22 protein-coding genes are annotated in these 25,321 nt (G+C 41.9%); 17 read left to right on the top strand and 5 right to left on the bottom strand.

Features of this window, described 5'->3' with window-relative positions; translation table 11 throughout:
* Positions 1-211 precede the first annotated feature (211 nt).
* The 5 genes from dnaJ to N745_RS0107805 all read left to right on the top strand — a co-directional run bounded on the left by dnaJ (position 212) and on the right by N745_RS0107805 (position 4,093).
* The gene (gene dnaJ, locus N745_RS0107825) at positions 212-1,372 is read left to right on the top strand and encodes a molecular chaperone DnaJ (RefSeq protein WP_024851572.1); all 1,161 of its coding nucleotides are present in this window, start codon (positions 212-214) and stop codon (positions 1,370-1,372) included.
* A gap of 17 nt (positions 1,373-1,389) precedes the next feature.
* Positions 1,390-2,202: a 4-hydroxy-tetrahydrodipicolinate reductase gene (gene dapB, locus N745_RS0107820; protein WP_024851571.1), complete on the top strand. Its 813-nt coding sequence runs from the start codon at positions 1,390-1,392 to the stop codon at positions 2,200-2,202.
* Positions 2,203-2,359: 157 nt separating this feature from the next.
* Positions 2,360-2,872: a DsrE family protein gene (locus N745_RS0107815; RefSeq protein ID WP_024851570.1), complete on the top strand. Its 513-nt coding sequence runs from the start codon at positions 2,360-2,362 to the stop codon at positions 2,870-2,872.
* A 102-nt stretch (positions 2,873-2,974) separates the two neighbouring features.
* Positions 2,975-3,544 (top strand): hypothetical protein, encoded by a 570-nt coding sequence (locus tag N745_RS0107810; protein WP_024851569.1) that lies wholly within the window; start codon positions 2,975-2,977, stop codon positions 3,542-3,544.
* A 27-nt stretch (positions 3,545-3,571) separates the two neighbouring features.
* The gene (locus N745_RS0107805) at positions 3,572-4,093 is read left to right on the top strand and encodes a DUF6790 family protein (protein WP_024851568.1); all 522 of its coding nucleotides are present in this window, start codon (positions 3,572-3,574) and stop codon (positions 4,091-4,093) included.
* 79 nt (positions 4,094-4,172) lie between these two features.
* Here N745_RS0107805 and amrS read toward each other — a convergent pair whose 3' ends face one another.
* Positions 4,173-5,270 carry an AmmeMemoRadiSam system radical SAM enzyme gene (gene amrS / locus N745_RS0107800; protein WP_024851567.1) on the bottom strand — a complete coding sequence of 366 codons (1,098 nt, stop codon included), beginning with the start codon at positions 5,268-5,270 and terminating at the stop codon, positions 4,173-4,175.
* A 114-nt stretch (positions 5,271-5,384) separates the two neighbouring features.
* On the opposite strand from amrS, the gene amrB reads away from it, so the two are divergent.
* The 3 genes from amrB to N745_RS0107785 all read left to right on the top strand — a co-directional run bounded on the left by amrB (position 5,385) and on the right by N745_RS0107785 (position 7,350).
* Positions 5,385-6,194, top strand: coding sequence for an AmmeMemoRadiSam system protein B (gene amrB / locus N745_RS0107795; RefSeq protein ID WP_024851566.1), 810 nt, complete (start codon positions 5,385-5,387; stop codon positions 6,192-6,194).
* Positions 6,195-6,215: 21 nt separating this feature from the next.
* Positions 6,216-6,785, top strand: coding sequence for an AmmeMemoRadiSam system protein A (gene amrA, locus N745_RS0107790; RefSeq protein WP_024851565.1), 570 nt, complete (start codon positions 6,216-6,218; stop codon positions 6,783-6,785).
* Positions 6,786-6,933: 148 nt separating this feature from the next.
* The gene (locus N745_RS0107785; RefSeq protein ID WP_024851564.1) at positions 6,934-7,350 is read left to right on the top strand and encodes a hypothetical protein; all 417 of its coding nucleotides are present in this window, start codon (positions 6,934-6,936) and stop codon (positions 7,348-7,350) included.
* Positions 7,351-7,389: 39 nt separating this feature from the next.
* Here N745_RS0107785 and N745_RS0107780 read toward each other — a convergent pair whose 3' ends face one another.
* The 3 genes from N745_RS0107780 to lon all read right to left on the bottom strand — a co-directional run bounded on the left by N745_RS0107780 (position 7,390) and on the right by lon (position 13,508).
* Complete coding sequence (locus N745_RS0107780; protein WP_024851563.1) at positions 7,390-8,553, bottom strand: acetate/propionate family kinase; 1,164 nt, start codon at positions 8,551-8,553, stop codon at positions 7,390-7,392.
* Positions 8,550-10,649, bottom strand: coding sequence for a phosphate acetyltransferase (pta, locus tag N745_RS0107775; RefSeq protein WP_024851562.1), 2,100 nt, complete (start codon positions 10,647-10,649; stop codon positions 8,550-8,552). Before pta ends, N745_RS0107780 begins: the two co-directional genes overlap by 4 nt.
* A gap of 141 nt (positions 10,650-10,790) precedes the next feature.
* Positions 10,791-13,508 (bottom strand): endopeptidase La, encoded by a 2,718-nt coding sequence (gene lon, locus N745_RS0107770; protein ID WP_024851561.1) that lies wholly within the window; start codon positions 13,506-13,508, stop codon positions 10,791-10,793.
* 90 nt (positions 13,509-13,598) lie between these two features.
* Here lon and mog point away from each other — a divergent pair, with 90 nt between their 5' ends.
* From mog to N745_RS0107725, 9 genes are all read left to right on the top strand, one after another.
* Complete coding sequence (gene mog, locus N745_RS0107765; protein ID WP_024851560.1) at positions 13,599-14,144, top strand: molybdopterin adenylyltransferase; 546 nt, start codon at positions 13,599-13,601, stop codon at positions 14,142-14,144.
* Between the two features lie 29 nt (positions 14,145-14,173).
* Positions 14,174-15,103: a 50S ribosomal protein L3 N(5)-glutamine methyltransferase gene (prmB, locus tag N745_RS0107760; protein ID WP_024851559.1), complete on the top strand. Its 930-nt coding sequence runs from the start codon at positions 14,174-14,176 to the stop codon at positions 15,101-15,103.
* A 218-nt stretch (positions 15,104-15,321) separates the two neighbouring features.
* Positions 15,322-16,302: a carbonic anhydrase gene (locus N745_RS0107755; protein WP_024851558.1), complete on the top strand. Its 981-nt coding sequence runs from the start codon at positions 15,322-15,324 to the stop codon at positions 16,300-16,302.
* A 206-nt stretch (positions 16,303-16,508) separates the two neighbouring features.
* Complete coding sequence (locus N745_RS0107750) at positions 16,509-19,403, top strand: DUF748 domain-containing protein (protein ID WP_024851557.1); 2,895 nt, start codon at positions 16,509-16,511, stop codon at positions 19,401-19,403.
* 60 nt (positions 19,404-19,463) lie between these two features.
* Positions 19,464-21,602, top strand: a complete 2,139-nt coding sequence (gene ovoA / locus N745_RS0107745) for a 5-histidylcysteine sulfoxide synthase (protein WP_024851556.1) — start codon at positions 19,464-19,466, stop codon at positions 21,600-21,602.
* A 31-nt stretch (positions 21,603-21,633) separates the two neighbouring features.
* On the top strand, positions 21,634-22,830 hold the full coding sequence (locus N745_RS0107740; RefSeq protein WP_024851555.1) for a PatB family C-S lyase: 1,197 nt from the start codon (positions 21,634-21,636) through the stop codon (positions 22,828-22,830).
* A gap of 124 nt (positions 22,831-22,954) precedes the next feature.
* Positions 22,955-23,443 (top strand): hypothetical protein, encoded by a 489-nt coding sequence (locus N745_RS0107735; RefSeq protein WP_024851554.1) that lies wholly within the window; start codon positions 22,955-22,957, stop codon positions 23,441-23,443.
* 32 nt (positions 23,444-23,475) lie between these two features.
* Entirely contained in the window at positions 23,476-24,519 is a 1,044-nt protein-coding gene (locus tag N745_RS0107730) for an NADP(H)-dependent aldo-keto reductase (RefSeq protein WP_024851553.1), read from the top strand.
* Positions 24,520-24,565: 46 nt separating this feature from the next.
* Entirely contained in the window at positions 24,566-24,811 is a 246-nt protein-coding gene (locus tag N745_RS0107725; RefSeq protein ID WP_024851552.1) for a DUF2798 domain-containing protein, read from the top strand.
* A 71-nt stretch (positions 24,812-24,882) separates the two neighbouring features.
* Here the strand turns inward: N745_RS0107725 and N745_RS0107720 are convergent, their stop codons facing one another.
* Positions 24,883-25,314, bottom strand: a complete 432-nt coding sequence (locus N745_RS0107720; protein WP_024851551.1) for an acyl-CoA thioesterase — start codon at positions 25,312-25,314, stop codon at positions 24,883-24,885.
* Positions 25,315-25,321: the final 7 nt, after the last annotated feature.

Genomic DNA, 25,321 nt, shown 5'->3' with positions numbered 1-25,321 from the left:
CGCGCACTCATCGAGACCTCTTTCAGGTTAGGGTCTAAGGATTCAAACTTGAAAGCAGAAACTTCTGTATAATTCGGGCGATTTTAACAATTGCCCGTTTTATTATTTTAACCCCAGTTTTTATTTGAAAAATGCCAGGATCAGCCAGAGGTTTCCTACCCCAGCCTGGCAGTTTTTGAATGAAAACTAAAAAGAATTTAACAACTGAATTATGAGCAAAAGAGATTACTACGAAATCCTAGAAGTGACAAAAACCTCTTCTGATGGAGAAATCAAAAAAGCGTATCGTAAGTTAGCGATGCGTTATCACCCTGATCGCAATCCCGATAATAAAGAAGCAGAAGATAAGTTTAAAGAAGCCTCTGAAGCTTATGAAATTCTTTCCGATCCGCAAAAACGTCAAGCTTATGATCAATTTGGTCATGCTGGTGTTGATGGTAGTGCTGGTGGTGGATTTGGCGGCTTCGGTGGTGGCGGTTTCGCTGATTTCGGTGATATCTTTGGCGATATCTTCGGTGGCGGGTTCCGTCAATCAGGGCCACAGCCAGGTAATGATTTGCAATATGAGTTGGAAATTTCTTTAGAAGAAGCGGTTGCTGGCACGACTGTTGATATTCGTATTCCAACCAAAGATTTTTGTGAAGTTTGTGATGGTACGGGAGCAGAACCAGGAACTGAAGTGGATACTTGCCCGACCTGTCACGGTAGTGGTCAAGTGCGTGTACAACAAGGTTTCTTTGCAGTGTCTCGTTCTTGTCCAACTTGTCATGGTTCAGGCAAAATTATTAAGTCTCCTTGTAAGTCTTGCCGTGGCGAAGGCTACAAACATAGTCACAAAACACTTAACGTTAAAATCCCTTCTGGGGTGGATAATGGCGACCGCATTCGTATACAAGGCGAAGGTGAAGCGGGTGAGCGTGGTGCACCGCATGGTGATTTGTATGTACGCATTCGCGTGAAAGATCACAAGATTTTCCAGCGTGATGGCAACACTTTATTCTGCGAGCTACCTTTGTCGTTCGCAACTGCCGCTTTGGGTGGGGCGATTGATGTACCTACCTTGAATGGTAAAGCCAGTTTGAAGATTCCTGCGGGAACTCAGTCAGGGCAAAGATTTAAGTTGTCTGGTAAAGGGGTTAAATCAGTTCGTTCATCTCAAACGGGTGATATGATTGTGCAAATTCACATCGAAACGCCAGTGAAGTTGACGCAAGAACAAAAAGATTTGCTGACGCAACTTGATGCTAGCTTGAAAGGTAAACATCATAAGCAACACAGTCCTAAAGAACATAGCTTCTTTGACTCGGTAAAATCTTTCTTTACGAGCGATGATGATTCCGATAAAAAAGATAAAGACGGCCCTTGGAACTAGGATAAAAGGATAGCAGTATGGACAAGCAGTTAAGAGTAGCAATTACCGGTGCAGCAGGCCGAATGGGTAAAAATTTGATTGATGCCGTGCATCAAGCCGAAGGTTTATGTGTATCAGCTGCCATTGCTCGTCCTAACTCGTCTTTAGTTGGTGCTGATGCCGGAGAGCTTGCCGGAATCGGTACACTTGGCGTGAAGGTTGTTGATCAAATCGAGAAAGTTGTCAATGATTTTGATGTGATTATCGATTTCACCACGCCTGAAGCAACGCTTCATAACATTAAGGTATGTCTTGCGAATAATAAGAAAATGGTCATTGGCACGACTGGTTTTGATGACGCTGGCTTGGCATTAATTAAAGAAGCAGCTGAGCGCACGGGTATTGTCTTTGCGGCTAATTTTAGTGTTGGTGTAAATCTTTGTTTGAAGCTGTTGAAGCAAGCAGCAGAAGTGTTGAACGAAGGTTATGATATCGAGATCATAGAAGGTCATCATCGTCATAAAGTTGATGCGCCTTCAGGAACTGCATTGCGTATGGGAGAAGTGGTTGCCGATACGCTTGGACGTGATTTAAAAGAATGTGCAGTTTATGGTCGTGAAGGCATTACTGGCGCACGTGATCCAAATACCATCGGTTTTGCGACCGTTCGTGCTGGAGATATTGTTGGTGACCATACTGTATTGTTTGCGACTGAAGGTGAGCGTGTTGAAATTACACATAAAGCATCTAGCCGCATGACCTTTGCCAAGGGTGCTGCACGCTCTTGTCTGTGGCTCGCTGAAAAAGAAAATGGTCTATACGATATGCAGGATGTATTAAATCTTCGCTAAGATATTGTTAATCTAGATAAGAAAAAGCGCCTTTGATAGGCGCTTTTTTTATGCGTGGAATATGCATATCAACATTTGGTAAGAATGTGATTTATCCAAAATGAGCGTATGATGAAATTTCTAGGGTGATATTCATGATTAATTTCAGGAGGACATCATGTTTAGAATATTCTATAAATGGTTCATTGCTTGTCTGTTCACATTCAGCTTTATCACCAGTGCTTCCGCCGCTGCCCCGACAATCCTCTCGGTTCAACACAAACACGACATCAAAGTGGTTTACGATGTCAATCAAAGCAATATGGAAGCGGGTATTGGTCAGGCTTTGTATTATGTTCGTGGTTTGTTGGAAGCCTATAAAGGGCAGGGTATTCCAATGAAGCAATTGCATATAAGTGTTGTGGTGCATGGTGCGGCAGGCTATTGGTTGCTGAAAGACCCGAAATACCAGGATTATGTTGGGAATCCGTTTGATGTGAACCCTAATGATAAGGTGGTTCGTGAGTTAGTAGACCATGGCGTAAGTGTCGAAATTTGCCATGTCACCATGAAGGCACATCATTGGAAACCAGAAGATATCTTGCCGGAAGTGAAGATTGTTTATGATGCTTACACGCGCATTATCGACTTACAGATGCAAGGTTATGCCTATGTTAAATTTTCTGAGTGATTGATGAGATAGATTTGGCTGATAGGTAGCTCATAGAAAAGCCAAGATGACGAGAGGTGTTTTTTCGCATATCATAGTTGCCATAAAATAAGAGATACGTTTATGCAAAGAACATTTGGCTACTCACTTTTGACACTATTCTCTATGCTTTGGCTGCTACCAAATTCAGCAAGCGCAGAACAGATTTCGCAAGATTGGGTTTGGTCGGTAGAGCAAGACTATGCTTTTGCTGCGACTAATAATGAACAGAAACGTATTTTTGGGCAGTTTTGTTATTACAAAACGGGTCTATGCGCTTATATTGTTGATTTAGGTATTACCTGTAAAAAGTCGGACACTTTTCCTGCTTTGATCAATACTAATGCGGGATCACGCAAGTTTGATTTGGTGTGTGGTCGTCACCTTCATGATTCCAATGCGTTGATTATCAAACCTTTCCATTCGATAGATAATCTAGTGACTCACAATCAAGACATAGGCTTTGCCATTGCCTTACGAAATGGAAAGTTTAAAGTCGTTCACTTCAGTTTACTTGGCTCAAAGCAAGCGATAAAAATGATGCGCAGCTATGCGAAACAAAATGTGAAGCCGCCTGCAATTAAGCCCAAACCAGATTCAGAAACAAAAAACAAATCACTCAGAAAGCCCGGAGAGGCTGGTAACTATTTGTAAACATACAAAAACTAAGCTAGGTGAAATATGGATGAATTTATTGGGTTGGCTTTAAGTAATTTTTCTTTAACGGCATTGATATTGGGCTTGATTGGTGCGGGAATTTCTTTAGCTAGAATCGCGCGCGTTCAACCTTTGACACAGGTGATTATCATAGAGAAGTTGTTTGCCTATTTTATGCTTTTCGCTGTCGGGATCGCCTATCTCTATAATTTTGTGATACATGTATTTTTTGCGGAGATGGCCGCGCATTTTATTGGTTGGGCCAATAGTCCTTTCCAATATGAAGTTGGGTTTGCCAGCCTAGGGTTTGGTATTGTCGGCGTGTTGGCTTTTAAGCAAGGGTTGGCATTTAGAGCCGCAGCGATTACAGGGCCAGCGTTTTTTACTTGGGGTGCGGCCGGTGGGCATGTGTATCAAATGGTTGTAAACCACAACTTCGCCCCCGGTAATGCGGGCGTGGTGTTTTGGACAGATATCTTTTTACCGATACTTGCCTTTGTTTTGCTTTATTTACAGTATCGTCTGACAAAGCACAGCCTTAGTTGAGCGGTGAACTGCCTAGCTGTCTGTTGCTAGGCAAGCATGAGTGATGAAAATCTGCCAGGCTGGGGGGCGAGCTATATTCTTAAATCGCGCCGTTTAATCTAACAGGTTGACGATTGTTTCCCCAAGTACCATGGTCGGCCTCAAAAATGCCGGCAACTGGCGTGCCGCAACCTTCACAGCATCCTTCATTTAAATGCCAGTCGGTGATTTCGTAATAAGCACGACCGATCACTTTCTTGCCGCAATGAGGGCAATAAGTTGCTTGTCCTTCAGGATGAATTACATTACCTGTATAGACATAGTTCAACCCAGTTTTCATTGCGATGTCTCGCGCTGTTTCCAGCGTTTGTTGTGGGGTTGCCGGATTGTTCATCATGCGATAGTCTGGATGGTATTTGGTGAAGTGCAAGGGCACATCCGGGCCGCAGTGTTCTAAAACCCACTCTGACATTTCCGTGATTTCTTTTTCAGAATCGTTTTCACCAGGAATCAACAAGGTCGTCAATTCCACCCAGGTGTTAGCTTCGTTCACTGCATAATCGATGGTTTCCAATACGGGCGCGAGTGATGAACCCGTCAGTTTCTTATAAAAACGTTCATTAAAGGCTTTCAAATCAATATTGGCGGCATCCATGTGTTGGAAAAAAGTTTCACGTGGTTTTGGACTGATATAGCCAGCCGTCACTGCCACATTCTTAATGCCTTGCTCATGGCAAGCCTGAGCGGTATCAACCGCATATTCATAGAAAATAACCGGATCGTTATAGGTATAAGCAACAGACGCGCAGCCGTTTTGTTTGGCGGCTTGTGCCAAAGCTTCTGGTGCTGCTTGGTCTAGTAGCCTATCCATGTCTCTGGCTTTTGACATATCCCAGTTTTGGCAGAACTTACAGGCCAAATTACAACCTGCTGTTCCAAAGGACAACACGGCAGATCCAGGTAAAAAATGGTTTAGGGGTTTTTTCTCAATAGGGTCGATGCAAAATCCGCTGGAGCGCCCATAAGACGTCAGCCACATTTTGTCATCCGCACGACCTCGCACAAAGCAAAATCCTCGTTGCCCTTCATTGAGTTGACATTCTCGTGGACATAAATCACACTGGATTAAACCATTGTCGAGTTGATGCCAAAAATCAACAGGAATGACTGAGGCATCATTTAAATTTACGTTTTTCATTTTTGACCTTGAAACTTTATCTATATGTATTTATATAGGGATAAAGAAGAAAGATTCAAGTTATAAAGCGTTGAATTTTCTAGATAAAAGTCTAAATGGCAAGAGGGCGATGATATGAGTAATGTCAGACCAGCGGCGGTAGCAGGGGCATTTTATCCTGATGACCCTCAAGTAATTTTGTCAGCTTTTTCCCATTGGATGCCTGAACGCTCTGAAACTTCCGTCCTTGAAAAACCTATCCCTAGAGCTTTAATTGTGCCTCATGCTGGCTACATATATTCTGGAGAAGCCGCAGCAAAGGGTTATCAACTGTGGCGAGATGCTGCCTCTCAAATAAAAACAATAGTCGTTATGGGGCCAGCTCATAGAGTACCTTTCGAGGGCATTACAACCATCAGTGTTGATGAGGTAGAAACTCCCTTGGGGAATTTACAAGTTGATACCGAGTTGAGAGATGTGATTCTATCTGACTGTCCTCAAGTTGGTATTTCAGATATCGCCAATGCACCTGAGCACAGCTTAGAAGTTCACTTTCCTTTTATTAAAAATGTGTTGCCTGATGCAAAGGTATTGCCCCTATTAAATGGGCAAGTGTCTGCGCATGATGTGATGGCTGTGATGCAACGTCTATGGCGTGAAGAGGGTGTTTATTTTGTGATTAGTAGTGATTTGAGTCACTTTCACACCTATGGAGATGCACAGCGCATTGATGGTGAAACAGCGGAAGCGATTCGTCATGGTAATTGGCAAGTACTAAATGGTGAAATGGCTTGTGGATATAAAGGAATTCAGGGGCTGCTGGGGATCATGTATGAGCATCCTATGATGATTGAGCAGCTTGGATTGATTAACTCAGGTGATACGGCTGGTTCAAAAGATCGAGTTGTTGGTTATGGCACGTGGGCTGTTTATGAGTTGCAATAGATTTAGTGACGGAGGTGCACTATGAAGTTGAATGCTGATCAAAAAAACGAAGTTTTTTCTCTGGTCAAACAAACCATTTTATATGGACTTAGCGGCGAACCTCCGTTAGAGGTGACGAGCGATGATGAAGCATTAAATCAGCCGGGAGCTTGTTTTGTGACTTTGACGCTCAATAAACAGTTAAGGGGATGTATAGGTAGCTTACAGGCGCATGAACCTTTAATTCAAGACATTGCAAATAATGCTTTTAAAGCAGCTTTCCAAGACCCAAGATTTCCCCCTTTGACTGAAGACGAATCAGAGGAGTTGGATATTGAAATTTCTATTCTAACCACGCCAGAACCGATGATGGGATGTGAGAGTAAACAAGCATTATTAGAGCAGTTAGTGCCTTTTGAAGATGGATTGGTTCTATCGGATGAGCGTCATAGAGCGACTTATTTGCCTTCTGTTTGGAAGCAGTTGCCTGACAAAGAAGCATTTGTAGACAGCTTGATGTTAAAAGCAGGTATGTCGCATTGGAGTGGTACCATGCAATGTGAACGATATTATGTAGAGGCTTATGAAGCATTTTGGAGTGATATAGAATAAAGCTATGCGGTTAAAAATCGTGCTCAAAAAAGTAAAAAAAAGAGGGCAGACAAGAAAAGGTGCTTTTCGTTAATATACTTGTCGAGACTTTAACTTTATCGAGATGCTTTTATTTTGTAGCCATTAGGAATTATAAAGAGAGGTAAGGATGCTACGTTTAGAATTGGTGGTAGACGCAGGGCAGTTTTTTGAAACCTATGATAGTTTGGGAGTAGAAAGGATACTTGAATTTGAAGGTCGAGTCGTTTCGCCAGAAGAGCGTTTTACTGAAATAGAGCATTTTCGCTTATCAATTAGAATAAAAAATAGTCGGTCAGACGTGCTGGGAAGCGGTCAGATGAATACGGAAACAAAAGACATTCAAGCCGAAGTTTTTTTAACGCAAGCAGATGTACAAAACTTAACCCAACTTCTACCAAGTCTCAGTACAGGGCAATTGGTTTTATCATTTTTTATTGTTGTGGATAATCATCATGAAGTTTTTGATGAACGAAAAAGTCTGGATAATGTTTACCAGTTTCATATCAATCAGTTAGTCAAAACAATAGGTTATCAGAACCATTGAGCAAGATGATTCTGTGTGAAGGCAAATCAACTGTGCAAGCTAATCAATGATGTCAGGTATAAGTTTATGTAAAACTTGCTGCGCTATTTCCAGTTCTTCATCTGTTGGAATAACCCAAGCAGCAATTTCACTATTTTCCGTCGTGATGCATGTCAATCCGTCAGCATCATTGTTTTCGGCATAGTCGATTTCTATGCCAAAGCGAGTAGAGAAGCCTTCTAATATACGCTCGCGAACCAATGCTGAGTGTTCGCCAACACCGCCGGTGAATACCAAGGCATCGACTTCATCCATAACAGCCAAATAGCTACCAACCACTTGATTGACTCGGTAGGTATACATATCTAGAGCGACTTCTGCTTCATGGTCTACTTGCTCGACAGCTTCGACCAAGTTTTTCATATCACTAATGCCGCATAAACCTTTTAGACCGCTTTCGTGATTAAGCAAAAAATCAGCTTCGTCAGCCGAGTAGCCTAGCTCACGAATCAAATAGAGAGGAATCGCCGGGTCGCAATTGCCCGAACGTGTTCCCATAATAAGACCTTCCAGTGGCGTAAAGCCCATGCTGGTGTCAATGCTTTCACCGTATTCAATTGCGCAGGCACTTGCGCCATTACCTAGGTGCATTGAGATCAGGCATACTTCTTCTAAATCCATTTCCAGAGTATCGGCCAGCTTTTTGGCGATATGAAGATGAGACGTGCCATGAAAGCCATAACGGCGAATATGGTGTTCATGATATAAGTCGTTTGGAATCGCATAGCGAAATGCATAATCCGGCATAGTGAGATGGTATGAAGTGTCAAAAACCGCTACCTGCGTCATATTGGGGTAGCGTTCGGTAATGTGGTAGATTGGAATCAGGTTGATTGGGTTGTGCAAAGGTGCTAGTTGCGAAAGGTCTTCCAGTGTACCGATGACTTCATCATCAATAATGGTTGCTTCGTGAAATGCTTCGCCTCCTTGCACGACTCTATGTCCAATCGCATCGCAGTCACCCAGATGTGAGGCTAACCCTGCCGCCTTGAGCTTAGCTTCAACTTCTAAGAGTGCATCTTCGTGCGTTTTCTTGTCCGGTTCCTCTTGCGGGTCTTCGGTGAGGTTGTCTATATTTCCATGTAGTGCTAAATGTGAATCTGCACCGATATAAAGGCTGTATTTAAGCGATGAACTGCCAGCATTAAGCACCAAAATTTTCATGAAGCGGACTCCTGTTGTTGTGCTTGCATTTGTTGAGCCTGTATAGCGGTGATAGCAACGGTATTGACTACATCGTCAACCGTGCAACCACGACTAAGGTCGTTAACGGGTTTGTTCAAACCTTGTAATACCGGGCCAATGGCAATGGCACCAGAGGCACGTTGTACCGCTTTGTATGTGTTGTTACCTGTGTTCAGGTCAGGGAAAATAAATACTGTTGCTTGTCCCGCGACATCGCTGTTTGGCATTTTCTGGCGCGCCACTTCGGCATCAATCGCCGCATCATATTGAAGCGGGCCTTCAATCGTTAAATCAGGTCGGCGCTGTTTAGCCATTTGCGCAGCTTGGCGCACTTTATCGACTTCATCGCCATGCCCTGAATCACCAGTGGAATAGGAAAGCATCGCTACTTTAGGTTGAATGCCAAAGTGCATAGCCGTATCCGCAGAGCTGATGGCGATTTCCGACAATTGTTCCGCATCTGGATGCTGGTTCACTGCACAATCACCATAAATCAGTACACGTGTATCAAAACACATAAAAAATACGCTTGAGACCAGCTTGGTTCCGGGGCTGGTTTTGATGACTTGTAGCGCCGGGCGTACTGTATCGGCTGTAGTGTGGGTTGCCCCTGAAACCATGCCATCCGCATAGCCCAGATGCACCATCATGGTTGCAAAGTAACTGACATGGCTAATGGAGTCCCTTGCCAAATCAAGGGTCATCCCTTTGTGTTTACGCAATTCATAAAAGCTTTGAATAAACTCAGCTTTCCACTCACTTTCTTCATGGTCGATAATCTCGACACCATCGAGTTTAATGCCGAGTAGATTACAACGATAAGCGATTTCTTCTGGTTTACCTAGTAAAATCGGGCGAACCACCTTGCGCTGTAGCAAGATTTCGCAGGCTTTTAAAATACGCTCATCATTGGCTTCAGGTAACACGATGGTTTGGAGAGATTGTTTGGCCTTTTCAAATAGGCGATATTCAAACATCATCGGCGTGGTGACTTCTGCTTTTGGTTGAACCAATTTTTCTAACAAACATTCTTTATGAACATATTGGTCAAACAAGCTCAGCACCAGATGATTTTTTTGTTCATTATCCGAGAAGAGTTGTGCGCGTACTTCGTGTGCTTTCATTGCAGTAGGGTAGGTGTCAGTCATCACCGAAATTAAAGGAATTTCTAATCCTTGGTAACCTGAAAGTAAAGCCATAATAATGGGAGACGGCACCAAACCACCCGTGAGCATAATGCCGGAAATATTCGGTAGATGGCGTGAGTAAAGACTCATCACTGACGCGGTCAAAATATCGGTGCGATCCCCCGGTACGATAATTAAATCACCTTCCTGAACGCGGCCTAGATAATTTTCTGTCGTCATGGCCGCCACCACCGGGCGTTTAACCAGCCGAGTTAATGGTACTTGATCATTTAATAGTAAACGGCCACTCAGAGCTTCATAGGTTTCTTTAACCGTTGGGGTATTCAAGTCTGGTAAATAAGGCAGGTAAAAAATGAGAGAGTCTTTAACGGTGTGAATTTGTGTACTGTCATCAATCGGAAACTGAGCCTGGTTTGCAAAAACGGCAAATGGCTTTATTCCTTCATCATTTGCAGAATGAAGCTCCATCTCGATGTCTTTATTAACGTCATCTTGGGTTTTGTCTTTTGCATTTAAAACCGGAACAAAAGCCGCATCAAAATGTTTGGCAAGGTTCAGGTTTAAATCAAAGTCGATAGTCGATGCAGAACGACTCAATTCCATACCCTGTACCAACACAAAGTCGTATTGCTGTAATAACTCTTGATATTGAGCAATGAGTTGTTCGTAAAGTTCGTGTTTGCGGCCTTCACTGAGCAGAGAAATGACTTTATCGAGTGTGAAACCTGTCATTTCATGTATGGATTGGGGGAGATCAAAAACAGATTGCATAAACAAGCAATCCGGGTCTTTCGACGTTTCGACTACAGGGCAGAAAAAAGCCACTTTTTCAAACTGCTGATGGAGCAAAGTCATTAAGCCGAAAGAAATCGCTAGACTTCCAGCGTGACGCTCACGAGAAGCAATGAATAGACTGTTGGACTTCATAGACATCCTTACATAGGATTGAGTGTCATTAGCATAGCAAAGAATGAGAATGAAATATACGTTATAAAGCGAATTGCGGGGATGAAGGAGAAAAATCTGCCAGGCTGGGGTAGGCGCATTGAATACCCAGCCTGGTAGATTTTATTGATTGAGGTTAGCGTCGCCGATGTTTGTGACCTGACGATCAAGATAGTCTTTTAATGCTTTTGATTTGGTTCGTACATTAAATGTCAGTTTTGCGACTTCATCGAAGTGTTTAGCAAAATGAATCTCCATACCTTCTTTTAGATAATCCGGCAGTTCGTTAAAGTCTTTGCGGTTTTCATCCGGCAAAATAAGGGTTTTAATACCAATACGTTTTGCGGCGATGACTTTCTCGCGAATACCACCAACCGGCAATACCAAGCCTGTAAGACTCAATTCACCAGTCATGGCCAACGGTGTTTTAATCGGTTCATTACGAGCCAAAGATAGTAGTGCAGTTGCCATGGTGACACCGGCACTTGGGCCATCTTTTGGTGTGGCACCATCCGGTACGTGTAAGTGAACAAAAGCTTTGTCGAAAAACTCAGGATCAGCCTTGTATTTCTCTAGATTAGAAGAGATATAGCTGTAGGCGATGCCAGCGGATTCTTGCATGACTTCACCAAGTTGCCCTGAAAGTTTGAACCCTCGGTTATGCGTATGCACACGGCTGGCTTCGATGGTCAGGGTTGCACCCCCCATGGATGTCCAGGCAAGGCCTGTTACGGTTCCGGTTTGCAGATTGGTTTTTTCAGGCGTAAAGCGCGGTTGACCTAGCATTTCTTCTAAGTCTTGTACGTGAATGTTTTTTTGATTAATGTCTTCTCGTACGAAACGAATGGCAAGCTTACGGACGATTTTTGCCAGTTGTTTTTTCAGGTTACGCACACCAGCTTCACGCGCATAGCCGTCAATGACGTGTCGAATGGCAGGCAAAGTGATTTGCACCTGTTTTTTATTCATACCGGCTTCTTCAAGCAAGGCAGGCCATAGATGATGTTTGGCGATTTGCATTTTCTCTTCAGTGATATAACCGGAAAGACGAATCACCTCCATACGATCTAGCAAAGGCCCTGGAATGGTGTCGAGTGTATTGGCGGTACAAATGAATACGGCTTTGGATAAATCAAAGCGTACATCCATGTAGTGATCCATGAACTCGTGGTTTTGTTCTGGGTCAAGCACTTCTAGCAAAGCAGACGCAGGGTCACCTTGGTAGGAAGAGCCAATCTTGTCGATTTCATCTAGCATAATTACTGGGTTGGAAGTACCACAGTCTTTTAATGCCTGGATGAATTTACCCGGCATCGCACCAATGTAAGTACGTCTATGGCCTTTGATTTCGGCTTCGTCACGCATGCCACCGACCGAGAAACGATAGAATTTACGTCCTAGGGTGTCGGCAATGGAACGACCAATCGAGGTTTTCCCAACCCCAGGAGGACCGACTAGGCAGATAATGGAACCGGAGACTTCGCCTTTGAGCGCACCGACAGCTAAAAACTCTAGAATACGGTCTTTAACATCATCTAGCCCATCGTGCCCTTTATCGAGAATTTTCTGAGCACGTTTCAGGTCGAGAATGTCTTTGGAGTGTTGACCCCAAGGCAGTTGGGTTAACCAATCCAACCAGTTACGAGACACACCGTATTCCGCTGATTGAGGGTCAAGCGTGGTGATTTTGTTGAGCTCTTCATCGGCTTTCTGTTCGGCCTCTTCGGTTAAAGAGAGTTTTTCGATACGGTCGAGGAACAGGTCGGCATCGGCATCACGGTCGTCTTTGACCATACCAAGTTCTTTTTGAATCTCTTTCAACTGTTGGCGCAAGAAGAAATCACGTTGTTGTTCAGTAATGTTTTCTTCCACTCGCTCACGGATATTGAACTGTAATTTGGTGACTTCAATTTCGTGCTTGAACAGGGTTTGTACTTTTTCTAAACGTTCAACCAAGTTCAGCGTATCTAATATGCCTTGTAATTTGTCGTTACTTGCGGAGGTCATGCTTGCCGCAAAATCTGCAAGCTGAGCGGAGTCAGAAACGCTATAACGGTTAAGGAAGTATTTTAACTCTTCGCTATAAAGCGGGTTGAGTGGCAATAGCTCTTTGAAGGCATTCATAATAGCCAAGCCATAAGCTTTTAATTCGGTTTCAGAGCCTTCTTTGATGTCTTTTGGGTAGAACACGCTGGCGTGATAAGGTTCTTCAGTAGAAATCCATTCACTGATTTGAAAACGACAAACACCCTCGGCGACCAACTGAATATAGTCTTCCTTCACTTTGGGATCGTGAATGCGAATCAGTGTACCGGTTTTAGCAAACTCTTCAGGTTTGGCTTTGTTGTGCTCGTCGTTATCGACAAAAATAATACCGATATAGCGTTGTTTATCATCGATAACCCGTTCAATGGTCTTTTTCCATAAATCTTTGTTTAACAACAAAGGCAAGGTTTGACCCGGGAAAAAAGGACGTTCTTTAACAGGCAATAGAAAAAGATGATTTGGTTTGCTGGTGTTCACTTTGATTAGGTTAGAAAAACCTTTAGTGGCTTTTTTGACAGCATCTTCTACTTCTGACAGATCAATGTCTTCGTCAGTGATGAGTTCACCGTGCTCGAGAATAAACTCTTCATTCGCATCTTCTGTGGCATTATCTTCAGGGTGTTGGCTTGATTGATCCGCATATTCATCGATATGATCTTCAAATTCAACAAATTCAATATCATCATTATTTTCAGGTTGAACGCCATTCTCCGTTGTATGTTCGGCTTGTTTTGTCTTTGAGTTCTCGTTCTCAAGTGTTTGTGTGATGTCGTCTGATTCTGTTTTGTCGCTCATTTATCGCTCTTGGTTGGGTAATTTTTTGGACTACTTTGAGTTATCATATGGGGATTGTTTTAGTGAAATTCAAGATTTGAGAGTGAAAAAATGCAAAAAATTAAAATAGGATTTGTCACCGTTTCAGATAGAGCTAGCCGAGGAGAATATGAAGATTTTGGTGGGCCAGCAATGCGTGAATGGATGACTCAAGCCCTCAGCTCTGAATGGGAGCCGGTAGTTCGTTTGATTGAAGACGAACAACCCGTTATTGAAGCTACCTTGAAAGAATTGGCTGATGATGAAGATTGTTGTTTGGTGGTGACAACGGGCGGGACAGGCCCTGCGAAACGAGATGTTACGCCAGAAGCAACGGAAGCCGTTTGTGACAAGATTCTGGATGGCTTTGCCGAACAGATGCGTGCAGTGTCTTTGCAATATGTACCAACGGCAATTTTGTCTCGCCAGATTGCGGGCACGCGTGGCAGTTGTTTAATGATTAACCTACCAGGTAAACCTTCAGCTATTAGTGAGTGTTTGGAAGCTGTATTTCCGGCAGTGCCTTATTGCGTTGACTTGATTGAGGGGCCTTATTTAGAAACAAATGAGGATTTTATTAAAGCTTTTCGTCCAAAACATGCAGTACGAAAATCTTAAATTTTGACTCTTAAACCAAAGGCAGCATTATGAGCAATTTTAGTTATCAGTATGATGGATTAGAAAACGTAAAAGATTTTATTCGCTGGGGAGGGACGCTATTTCAAAAAGCAGAGCTGTTTTACGGTCATGGTACGGACAACGCTTTTGATGATGCTAAGTTCTTGGTGTTTTATGCGCTGAAATTGCCTTGGGAATTACCAAGTCTTTATTTGGAGTCTCGTTTGACTCATGCCGAAAAACAGGTGGTTACTGAGTTGTTTCGACAAAGAATCGAAACGCGTAAGCCTTCTGCTTATCTGACTGGTGAGGCTTGGTTTGCTGGATTGAGATTTATTGTTAATGAATCGACTTTAGTGCCACGTTCGCCTATCGCAGAGTTAATTCAAAAAGAATATCGCCCTTGGGTCGAGCCGGAAGCCGTTGAGCGTATTTTAGACATGTGTACGGGGTCAGGTTGTATTGGTATCGCCAGCTTGCAGGCTTGTCCTAATGCTTCGGTTGATTTAGTCGATATTTCGACTGCTGCGTTGGAAATAGCAGATCAAAATATTGCAGTTTATGATTTGCAGGACACGGTGAAAACGATACAGTCAGATTTATTCGATAGTCTAGCGGGAGAGAAATACGATTTAATCGTTTCTAATCCACCTTATGTCGATAAGATCGAAATGGAAGCATTGCCGGAAGAATTTAAGCAAGAGCCTGCTTTAGGCTTGGCTGCTGGTGATGACGGTTTGGACTTGGTGCGTAAGATATTGGCTCAAGCATCTGAGTATTTAAATGATGATGGCACGCTCATTGTAGAAGTTGGTGTATCTCAATATTATTTGGAACAGGTCTATCCCGAAGTGCCTTTTTATTGGTTTGAATTTGAAAATGGTGGAGAGGGTGTTTTCGCTATTCAAAAGTCTGAGCTTGATGTCTATCAGGAAGTCTTTAATGCAGCTTTAAAATAGATTTGAGCGGGCATTTGGACGGTGATGTACGGTGTGAAGAGATAGTTAACCTAAAAGTTGGTTGGTTATTTGCTTATTGTTTCTTGTTTGGCCGTAATAATGACGGTAGAGCAGTAAAAACACTATTAAAGTCAGAAAAAAGTCTGATTTTTGACAGTCACTCATCCAGTTAGACTAAAGAAGATTGGAGAGTAGTTAGAAACCTCGGGAAAACTTTTATGAAAACGTTAAAAACGTTGTTTATAGCATTTATTTCAGCTGGTATTTTCTTTGTAACGCCAGAAGGATGGTCTGCTGGCATTCAGCATTCGAATGCTCCTCTCCTTGATTTGGGGTCAGAGGTAAAAGGCCATGCAGGCAACAGTAGCTCGCCAAGCGCTCCAACTATGGAGTCTCAGACTACGACTTCAACATCGGTTGCAAAGGCTAAAAAACCAAAAGAACCGGAAAAGAAAGTTGTCCATAATCCTCATTGGTCTTATATGGGGAAAGAAGGGCCGGATTACTGGGGGGATTTATCGCCTGATTATGCATTGTGTAAAACAGGTAAAAATCAATCTCCTGTTAATCTAATGACGGATGCTGCTGTCGGTACAACTTCTTTACCAGGGTTTGATGTGCATTACCGTGATACAGTCCTCAAAGTGATTAATAACGGTCATACATTACAAGTCAATGTGCCGCTTGGTAGTTATATCAAAATCAATAATCATCGTTATGAGTTGATGCAATACCATTTTCATACGCCATCAGAGCATCAGTTAAATGGCTTTAATTATCCGATGGAATTACATTTGGTTCACAGAGATGGTAGAGGGCATTATATTGTCATTGGTATTTTGTTCCGAGAAGGTAAAGAGAACGATGCATTGCAGACCATCTTGGATCATTTACCTAAGAAAAAAGGTAAACAAGAAATTTTTAGTGGTGTGACATTTAACCCAAATGTCTTTTTTCCAGAGAGTAAAAAATTCTTTAAATATAGCGGTTCTTTAACAACGCCACCTTGTAGTGAAGGTGTTTATTGGATGGTATTCCAGCAACCAGTTGAAGCTTCTGCTGAACAGCTTGAAAAAATGAATGAACTTATGGGCTCAAATGCACGTCCTGTACAAAACCTTAATGCACGTTCATTACTCAAGTCTTGGAATGATCCTAAGCAAAACGGCCAAGATAACCGTTATTATCAGTTCTACTAGTTTTACTAAAACAGTAATGAGTTAAAAAAGCGTCTTCACATGAAGGCGCTTTTTTGTTTTCTAAGATTTATTTCTTATAAATCGATTTTTAGTCGATGTTCATCAAACGATGATGTTATTGTCATCTAAGCGCACTTGACTTATTCTAGTCAGTTCCCGATAGTTAAATTTGTAAATATGAGTCTCTTATACAGACAGGTGTAGCAGTGGCATTAAAATCGCGTTTAGTATCCTTGTATTCTTATTGGCAATCTTTTTCGTTAAAAATGAAAATACTGCTTATATCTCTATTGTTATTTGGGATATTTTTAACGGCTTTGCCCTACGGTATTAAGTTGGGTATGAAGCAAGCCTTACTGAAGCAAGGCTTAGAATCTGTACAAATTCAGGATGTTTCGTTCAATTTGTTTACTGGCCGTTTTAAAGTTGAAAACATGACTTTAAAAAAGGCGGGCAAAGCGCCACTGACGCTGGGTGAATTTTTTATAGATTTTGACTGGCCTTCGTTATTTGCAAAGCACTTGGTGATTGATAAAGTCATTTTGCTTAATACCCACCTTTTTATCCATTACAAACCAAACGAATTTATTGATGTCGCGGGAATATCCATTCCTCTCAATCAAACAGAGAAGCCTGATTCTCCAGAATCTGCCCCCTTAACCTGGAAGCTGGGGTTAAACAGCTTGGTGCTACGAAATTCGGTTGTGAATGTTATTGCGCCTAATATAGATAAGAATATTCGTTTTAACGAAGTGGCATTGAACCGATTACAAAACTGGGCGCCAGACAATCCAGCAGATATCACGTTTAAAGTAGCCGTGGGTGAAAAGAATGTTTATGGAGGTTTTAAGGGACATTTAAAGATAAATGCCTTTTCCGATACGCAAAAAATCATTGGGAAAATTACCGTTGATAATTTGTTGTTACAAGCTTATCAAAAACTTTTGCCGCCTGAAGTAAAGCAGCTTGCAGCGAAAGTGGAAGGTACGGTGGATGTGACGGCATCTAATCATTTTGGCGATATTCAGGCACAGTTAAGTAGCAACTTGTCTGTGGAGGGTGGTGCTGTACAAACTGCAAAACTTCAAGCTTCAGTTCAAAATGCTGCCTTAAATGGGCAGTCGGATATTACGATACATTCCAGTAATGTTGTTTTAAAAAATAATGTGAATTTAACCGTTGAACAAGCAGCGTTAGATAACGCAGGTCTTCAGTTAGAAGTAGGGGAAGTGACGCTGAACAGTCAGCATCAGATGGCCTTGAAAAACAAAGGTCTTACTTTTGATTCTGAAGATGCTTTGACTGTCCATAATGCCAATCTGAAACAAAAAGACCAACAATTAAACCTTAAGAATGTTTCTTGGAAGGGCAAGTTAGCAAGCCAGTTAATGCCACCGAAGAATCAATCAACAAATGAACAGGCTGCCAAGCTTGATGTAAACGGTCAATTGCAGCTAAGTGGTTTGAAGTTGATGCAACAAGCACTGGTTTTATCTGGTGAGCAGTTGCAATGGAAAGGTAACACACAAGTATCTAAAGCAGCTAGTCGTAAAGGCTCTGTGGTTATTGATACCAACGGGCAGTTGAATTTGGCTGATTGGATACTTTCCAACACAAAACAGAAATTGACAATGGCAAGTTTTAAAACGCTTGCTACTCAGCTCAGATTCCATTCCCCACAAGCAGTTTCTTTGAAAAACCTGCAATTAAACAAAATCACCTTAGCGCAATTAAATCAGGCAAAAACTAAGCGAGAGAAACATCCTCTGGTGTTTATAAATGCTTTGTCGTTGAGCCGTTTTAACTCACCAAATGCAAATCAATTGTCAGTTGGAAAAGTTACGCTGAATAATATGAATGTCAGTTTAGACTTTGATGAAGATCATAAGATACATCAGGTTCAATATTTGAAAGCATCACTACCAAAACCGCAAGCAAGTGGGGCAAAACCTAAGCCTAGTAAAAAAGCGCCAAAGCATTCAGCAACAAAAAACGACTTGAAGTGGAATTTTGAAGGGTTGCAGCTGACAGGTAAAAATACGATTGAATTATTAACTCATGCCACTCAGCCGAGCATGCATAAAAACATTCTGATCAAAGAGCTTTCGTTTGGTAAGGTTAATGAAGCACGGCCAAAATATTCTACGCCGTTTAAGTTGAAGGCCACCGTCGATAAGTACACTAAACTGTCTGTTGAAGGCAAGGTGAAACCACTCACTCCTAAGGTGAATATAGAAGCTAAGACACAAATCGATGATATGGATTTGTATTCTTTTTCACCGCTTATTAGACGAGATATGGGCTATCGAATTCAAAGTGGTTCGTTAAACTTAACGTCAGATGTCAAAGTGAAAGATGACATGCTTACCTCTAAAAACCACGTGGTATTGATTGGCTTTGAGATGGAAGCGAATGACAGAGAAAAACCAAAACAAAATGTTGTTACAGAAACGAGCAGCACAGCATCAGGTTTGATGAGTGCTTCAGCATTGAAATTTGGTTTGGATATGCTGAGAGACAGTCATGACAACATAGACCTCAACTTACCTGTTGAAGGTAACTTAGCCGACCCTGGATTTGATGCATCAAGTGCTGTGAATGCTGCTTTGAAAAATGCATTGACGGGTGGAACCAAATTAGCGCTTACATTGGCACTGCAACCCTATGGTGCGATTGCGATGGTAACAAGTTATGCCTATGACAAGATTAATCAAATTCAATTCCAATCGGTTGCTTTTGTCTCAGGTAAAAATGAATTGTCACCGGGAATGCCAGAGTACCTAGATAAAATGGGTAAATTGTTAAAACAAAAACCACAGATTAGCTTAAAGGTGTGTGGTTATTACACTCAACAGGATATAGATAGCCTAACTAAAGCCATTCAATCGGCTGAAGAAAAAGTCGAAGATAAACAGACAGCACCGTTAGATGAAGAACAACAAGCTGTATTGAAACAACGGTTATATGATTTGGCAAAAGCCAGACAAAGATTGGTCAAAGATTGGTTGGTTGAAAAAGGTGGGATAGCGCCGATTCGCTTAACAACCTGCCACCCTGAGCTGCAACAAGAAACTGTGACAGGCGTGTCTTTGTCCATGTAGCTGAGATAATATATTTAGTGTCGACTACTTAAAATATGTAGATTGAGAAAGAGGGAAGTAATGCAAGGGTTAGAAAGTATCGTGTCACATAACATTGTGTTAAATACTGGTGAAGTAGAAGTTAAGCGTGCTGAAATCAAAGCTTACTTTAATCAAACCTACAGTTTGTATGAGACGCTGTTTGAAACGTTGGTTTCGGACGATGCGTTTTATTTAAGACCGTGCTCTTTGCGTCATCCTTTGATTTTTTATTTTGGTCATACAGCGACTTTTTTTACCAATAAATTGGTTTTGGCAAAGCTTCTACCTCAGCGCATTAACGCCAAAATCGAATCCATGTGCGCGATTGGCGTGGATGAAATGTCTTGGGATGATTTGGATGATGCCCATTATGATTGGCCAAGTGTTGCAGAAGTGCGCGAATATCGAGACCAGGTTCGAGAATCGGTTAACCAGCTGATTGATACGATGGATTTTCATATTCCGATTGATTGGCAAAGCCCAATGTGGCCAGTCATGATGGGAATCGAACATGAACGTATTCACTTGGAAACCTCGTCTGTATTGATTCGTCAACTGCCAATAGATCAAGTTAAGCCACATCCCTTATTTCCTGTTTGCACTGAAAGTGATGATGCGCCAGAAAATGTTCTTTTTTCCGTGCCTGCAGGTGAAGTGGTGATAGATCACCAAGATCCAGCCGAGTTTTATGGCTGGGACAACGAATATGGTTACCACAAAGCAGAAGTGGCAGCGTTTAAAGCGGCGGCATTTTTGTGTACGAACAAAGAGTATTTAGCGTTTATTGAAGCGGGTGGTTATGAAAACCCAGCCTATTGGGATGAAGAAGGCAATCGCTGGCGTCAATTTACACCAGATAAGCATCCAACTTTTTGGGTGAAAAAGGGAAGTGACTGGTGGTTGCGCTGTATGACAGATGAAATACCGATGCCTTGGGATTGGCCAGTAGAAGTAAATCACCTCGAAGCCAGTGCATTTTGTCGTTGGAAAAGCCACGAAACAGGTAAGCCAATTCGTTTGCCGAGTGAAGATGAGTATTTGCGTTTAAGAGACCATACCCAAGCGTTAAAACATCATGAGAAAAATCCTGGACAGGCAAATATTAATTTAGAACGTTTTGCTTCTTCAACCCCTGTGACTTGGAATGAAACCGGTGATTTTTTTGATGTGATCGGTAATGTCTGGCAATGGACACAAACCCCGATTTATCCATTTGAAGGGTTTAAAGTTCATCCTATATACGATGATTTCACCACGCCGACTTTTGATAACCAGCACAATATTTTTAGTGGAGGATGTTGGATTTCGACCGGAAATGAAATTAACGGATATTCACGTTATGCGTTTCGTCGTCATTTTTTCCAGCATGCAGGTTTTCGTTATATTGAGTCAGAAAATGAAGTTCAAACACAGTTTTCAACTTATGAAACCGATGCCGCAGTGGCACAGTACTGTGAGTTTCATTATGGAGAAAGTTATTTCGATGTTGAAAACTTTGCTCAGCACTATGCGCGTATTGCCATAGAAGCCATCCGTGCGGATAAGGACTTTGCCGGACGAGATGACTTATCCGTATTGGAAGTTGGGTGTTCGGTAGGACGTTCAAGCTTCGAGTTAGCGCTCGGCTTTGAAAAAGTCATGGGGCTTGATTTCTCAGCAAGGTTTATTCAGGTAGCGAATCAGTTAAAAACTTCTGGTTCAGTTCTCTATACCTTGCCAATAGAAGGTGAGATTGTCGATTTTAAAGAAAGAACACTTGCGGAGTATGGTCTGGCAGATGTTGCACATCGTTGTGAGTTTTTGCAGCAAGATGCCAGCAACTTGAAACCAATTTTTACTGGTTATGACATGATAGTAGCGGTCAACCTAATTGACCGCTTGTATGATCCAGCCAAGTTTTTGAAGGATTTGTCACACCGCTTAAATGAAGGCGGTTTATTAATGTTGGCATCGCCTTATACTTGGCTAGAAGACTTTACTGAAAAAGCCAATTGGTTGGGTGGTTACAAGGATGATCAGACAGGTGAAAACGTCACCACGCTGGAAGGTATCACAGCTTTGCTTGATGCAGAATTTGAATTGATTCGTGAACCTTTCGATGTACCATTTGTAATTCGTGAAACGCAACGAAAATTTCAACACACCTTGTCCCAAGTGACTTTGTGGAAGAAACGTTAAATTATCAGGAAGATTTTAAAGCGAGCAATGTATGGCAGATTTTAACCGAGTGTTCCCTAGGGAAGGGTCAGACGCAGAGAAATACGAATTGCGCAAAACCTTGTTTGGACGTGATGATGTTTTACCTATGTGGGTTGCAGATATGGATCTGCCCACACCTGACTTTATCATGCAAGCCATTAAAACACGTTTGGAGCACCCTATCTTGGGTTATACCCATATGTCGGATTCGGTGTATAAATGTATTATCGACTGGCAAGCCTATCATGACTATGAGGTGAAGCCAGAGCATATCCTATTTACCCATAATGTTGCCAATGGTTTCTTTATGGCGGTGCAAGCTTTTACAAAGCCAAAAGAAGCTGTATTGGTTATGCCGCCAGTTTATCCACCATTTTTGACAGCACCCGAAATCAATGACCGAAAACTGGTGACAGCGCCTCTGGTTTTAGAGGCTGGGCGTTATGAAATCGACTTTGAAGCGCTACAAAAAAAGATTGTCGAAAACAAAGTAAAGTTGATTTTGTTTTGTCATCCCCACAACCCTTCTGGCCGAGTTTGGCAGCAAGACGAACTTGAAAAGTTAGCGAAGATTTGTATTGAACATCAAGTGGTTATTGTGTCGGATGAAATTCATTCCGACATGGTGTTTGTTGGCAGACATATTCCATTAGCATCGTTATCTGATGAGATTAAACAACTCACTATCACGCTCAGTTCTCCGGGCAAAATCTTTAATCTTGGCGGCTTGCAAATAGGTTATGCTATTATTGCCAATGCTAAGCTGAAAGCAGCTTATTTAAAAGTGGCGCAGTCAGTTAGTATCAAAGAATTGAATCTGTTTGCCGCTGTGGCGATTAAGATTGCCTATAGTGAAAAAGGCAGGCGATATGTGCAGGAACTCAACCAGTTTTTGCAGCAGAATATCGACAAAACAGAAGCCTTTTTCCAAACGCATTTTCCGCAAGTAAAAGTGATGCGACCAGAAGCTTCTTATTTGGTTTGGTTGGATTTTTCTACCATGTGTACCAAGCACGAAACTTTAAAAGATTGGGTTGTCAATGAAGCCAAGCTTGGCTTGAATGATGGCGAGTCTTTTGATGTAAAAAGCAACAGACCCAATGCAGGTAGTTGCTTTATGCGTATGAATCTTGCAGTGCCTCCTAGAGTATTGCAACAGGCATTTAGTCATTTCAAAATGGGGCTGAAATCACTGCCTAAAGACTAGCAAAATTTTCTAAATATAGAGTAGGGCAAACCTACCAATAAATATCAAAAATCTACCAGGCTGGGTGTAGCTTGATTACATGTGTTATTAATTTTTTTCACTTATTCTAAAGGTGTGATGTTTTATGTCCGCTCCCGATAATCTTTCTAAAAAAATCGCGTATTTCATTGACTCGGTTTTGGAAGAAAAGCTCATTAGTTCTGTGAAACTGTTGAGAGTTATTTTGGTTATCTTCATGGTTGTTTATTTGGCCGCATGTTTGTTCAGTATTTCGAATAAGTTATTCGAGTTTTTGATGCATCAAGGCGCACTAAACTTCCCTTCAATGAAAATCCTGCTGACGGATGCGTTGTTTACCCTAATCGTGCTGGCGATTGTAAAGGCAATGTTTATTAAAAGCAGTTTTGAGTATGCACTCACGTTTCTAGAAATTGCTTTTGTGGTTGTGATTCGAAAGCTGATTTTGCTGGATACAATACCTGACGAAAATGGAACCCTATTAATTTTAGGGGGTATTTCAGCAGTCTTTTTCGGGTTGATTATTTATATTCATAGCCAATTGAGAAAGTGGAAGCAAACAGAATTAAAAAATGTTGTTGATGAACCCTTATAACGGTTTAAAGTCAGTATTTAAAAGGAATGTATATGATTTATAACAATCTAGGAAATTCAGATATTCAAGTTAGTCGCATTTGTTTGGGGACCATGACTTGGGGTGAACAGAACACTCAAGACGAAGCCTTTAAGCAAATGGATTATGCTTTGGAACAGGGGGTGAACTTTTGGGATACCGCAGAGTTGTATTCCGTACCTCCGCGTGCTGAAACCTATGGTGCAACCGAAACGATGATAGGCAACTGGTTTGCTAAAAATGGTCGTCGGTCGGATGTTGTTCTAGCATCAAAAATTGCAGGGCCTATGGGGCCAGCATCTCATATCCGAGATGGTAAAGGGCGTTTCAATCGTGAACAAATCACGCAAGCATTGGAAGCATCTTTAAAACGTTTACAAACGGATTATTTGGATTTGTATCAGTTGCATTGGCCAGAAAGACCCACCAACTACTTCGGTAAATTGGGTTATGAGTGGCAACAAGAGCCGAATGATTTAACCGATTTTGAAGAGACTTTGGAAGTGCTGACAGAGTTTGTCAGGCAAGGCAAAATACGTCAAATTGGTTTATCCAACGAAACGGCTTGGGGTGCAATGAAGTTTCTGCAAATTGCAGAAGCAAAAGGCTTGCAAAAAATCGTAACGATTCAGAATCCATACAGTCTGTTGAACCGTTCTTATGAAGTTGGTTTGTCTGAAGTTTCTCGTCATGAAGGAGTGGGTTTATTGGCGTATTCACCTTTGGGATTCGGTGCGCTTTCCGGTAAGTATTTAAATAATCAAAGACCTGAAAATGCTCGTCTGACGTTGTTTCCCAGCTATGACCGTTATTTGAGTAACAATGCGGTCAAAGCAACGGAACTTTATACGGCGTTGGCGAAAGGCAATGGACTGACACCGACGCAATTGGCATTGGCATTTGTAAACTCTCGTCCTTTCGTTTCGGCGAATATTATTGGTGCAACAACGATGGAACAGCTTAAAGAGAATATTGATTCGATTAATGTAAATCTGGATGAAGAAGTACTCTTCCAAATTGAGCGTATTCATGCACAATACACCATTCCTTCGCCTTAAGCGAAGCCAGAATCATTGGTTGTTTAATTTTTAAGTAAGGAATTTTATGTTTCATCCAAGACACCAAAATATTTTGTTTGCATTCTTTATGGCGCTTTTTATGTCGTTTTTGATGTCAGCCGTTATCAGCTATATGAATGTCGGTTTGCCGGAAAACTTTGTCATGATTTGGTTTCATGCTTGGTGGACAGCTTTTGTGATCGCATTTCCGATTGTGCTGTTTGTGGCGCCAATGGTTAGACGTATTGTCAATAAGTTGATTCGTGCTGTGGAACATCCACATCACAAATAAGGTTGATTGAGTTTGATGGAAAATCTGCCAGGCTGGGGTAGGATAAGCTTACCCCAGCCTGGCAGATTTTATTATTGATAGGCTTTGATAAAAGCGTCTGGGATTTTACAGGCTCGCTGTGTTTTCATATCCATGCAAATCCAGATGGTATGGCCATCAAAGACTTTTTTACCATCCGATTTTCGGAAGATTTCATAGTGACGTTTTCGTTGGCAGCAGCCAATGCGCTCACCAAGCCAAGTACCAATCAGTAACTCATCTCCTAACACGCAAGCGCGTAGGTAGTTGAGTTCATGTTGGCGTACCACCATGATTTTGTTTTCTTCCTGTTGTTTTGCATAGTCGATCCCGACGGATAGACTGTGCTGCCAAGCGATGTGTTCCATCCACCCCAGGTAAACCTTATTGTTTACATGGTCTAGGAAGTCAATTTCTTCTGCCTTAACCTTGTGTTCAAGGATAAAAGGCGTTGGGAACGACCAGCTTGGTAACTTTTCAGTCATGTTTTAA

Origin of the sequence: Hydrogenovibrio kuenenii DSM 12350 (genome assembly GCF_000526715.1) — a bacterium.
In the GTDB taxonomy this organism is placed as follows: Bacteria; Pseudomonadota; Gammaproteobacteria; order Thiomicrospirales; family Thiomicrospiraceae; genus Hydrogenovibrio; species Hydrogenovibrio kuenenii.
The sequence above is the reverse complement of the archived record's forward strand: the minus strand, read 5'-3'. Positions and strand labels throughout refer to the sequence as shown.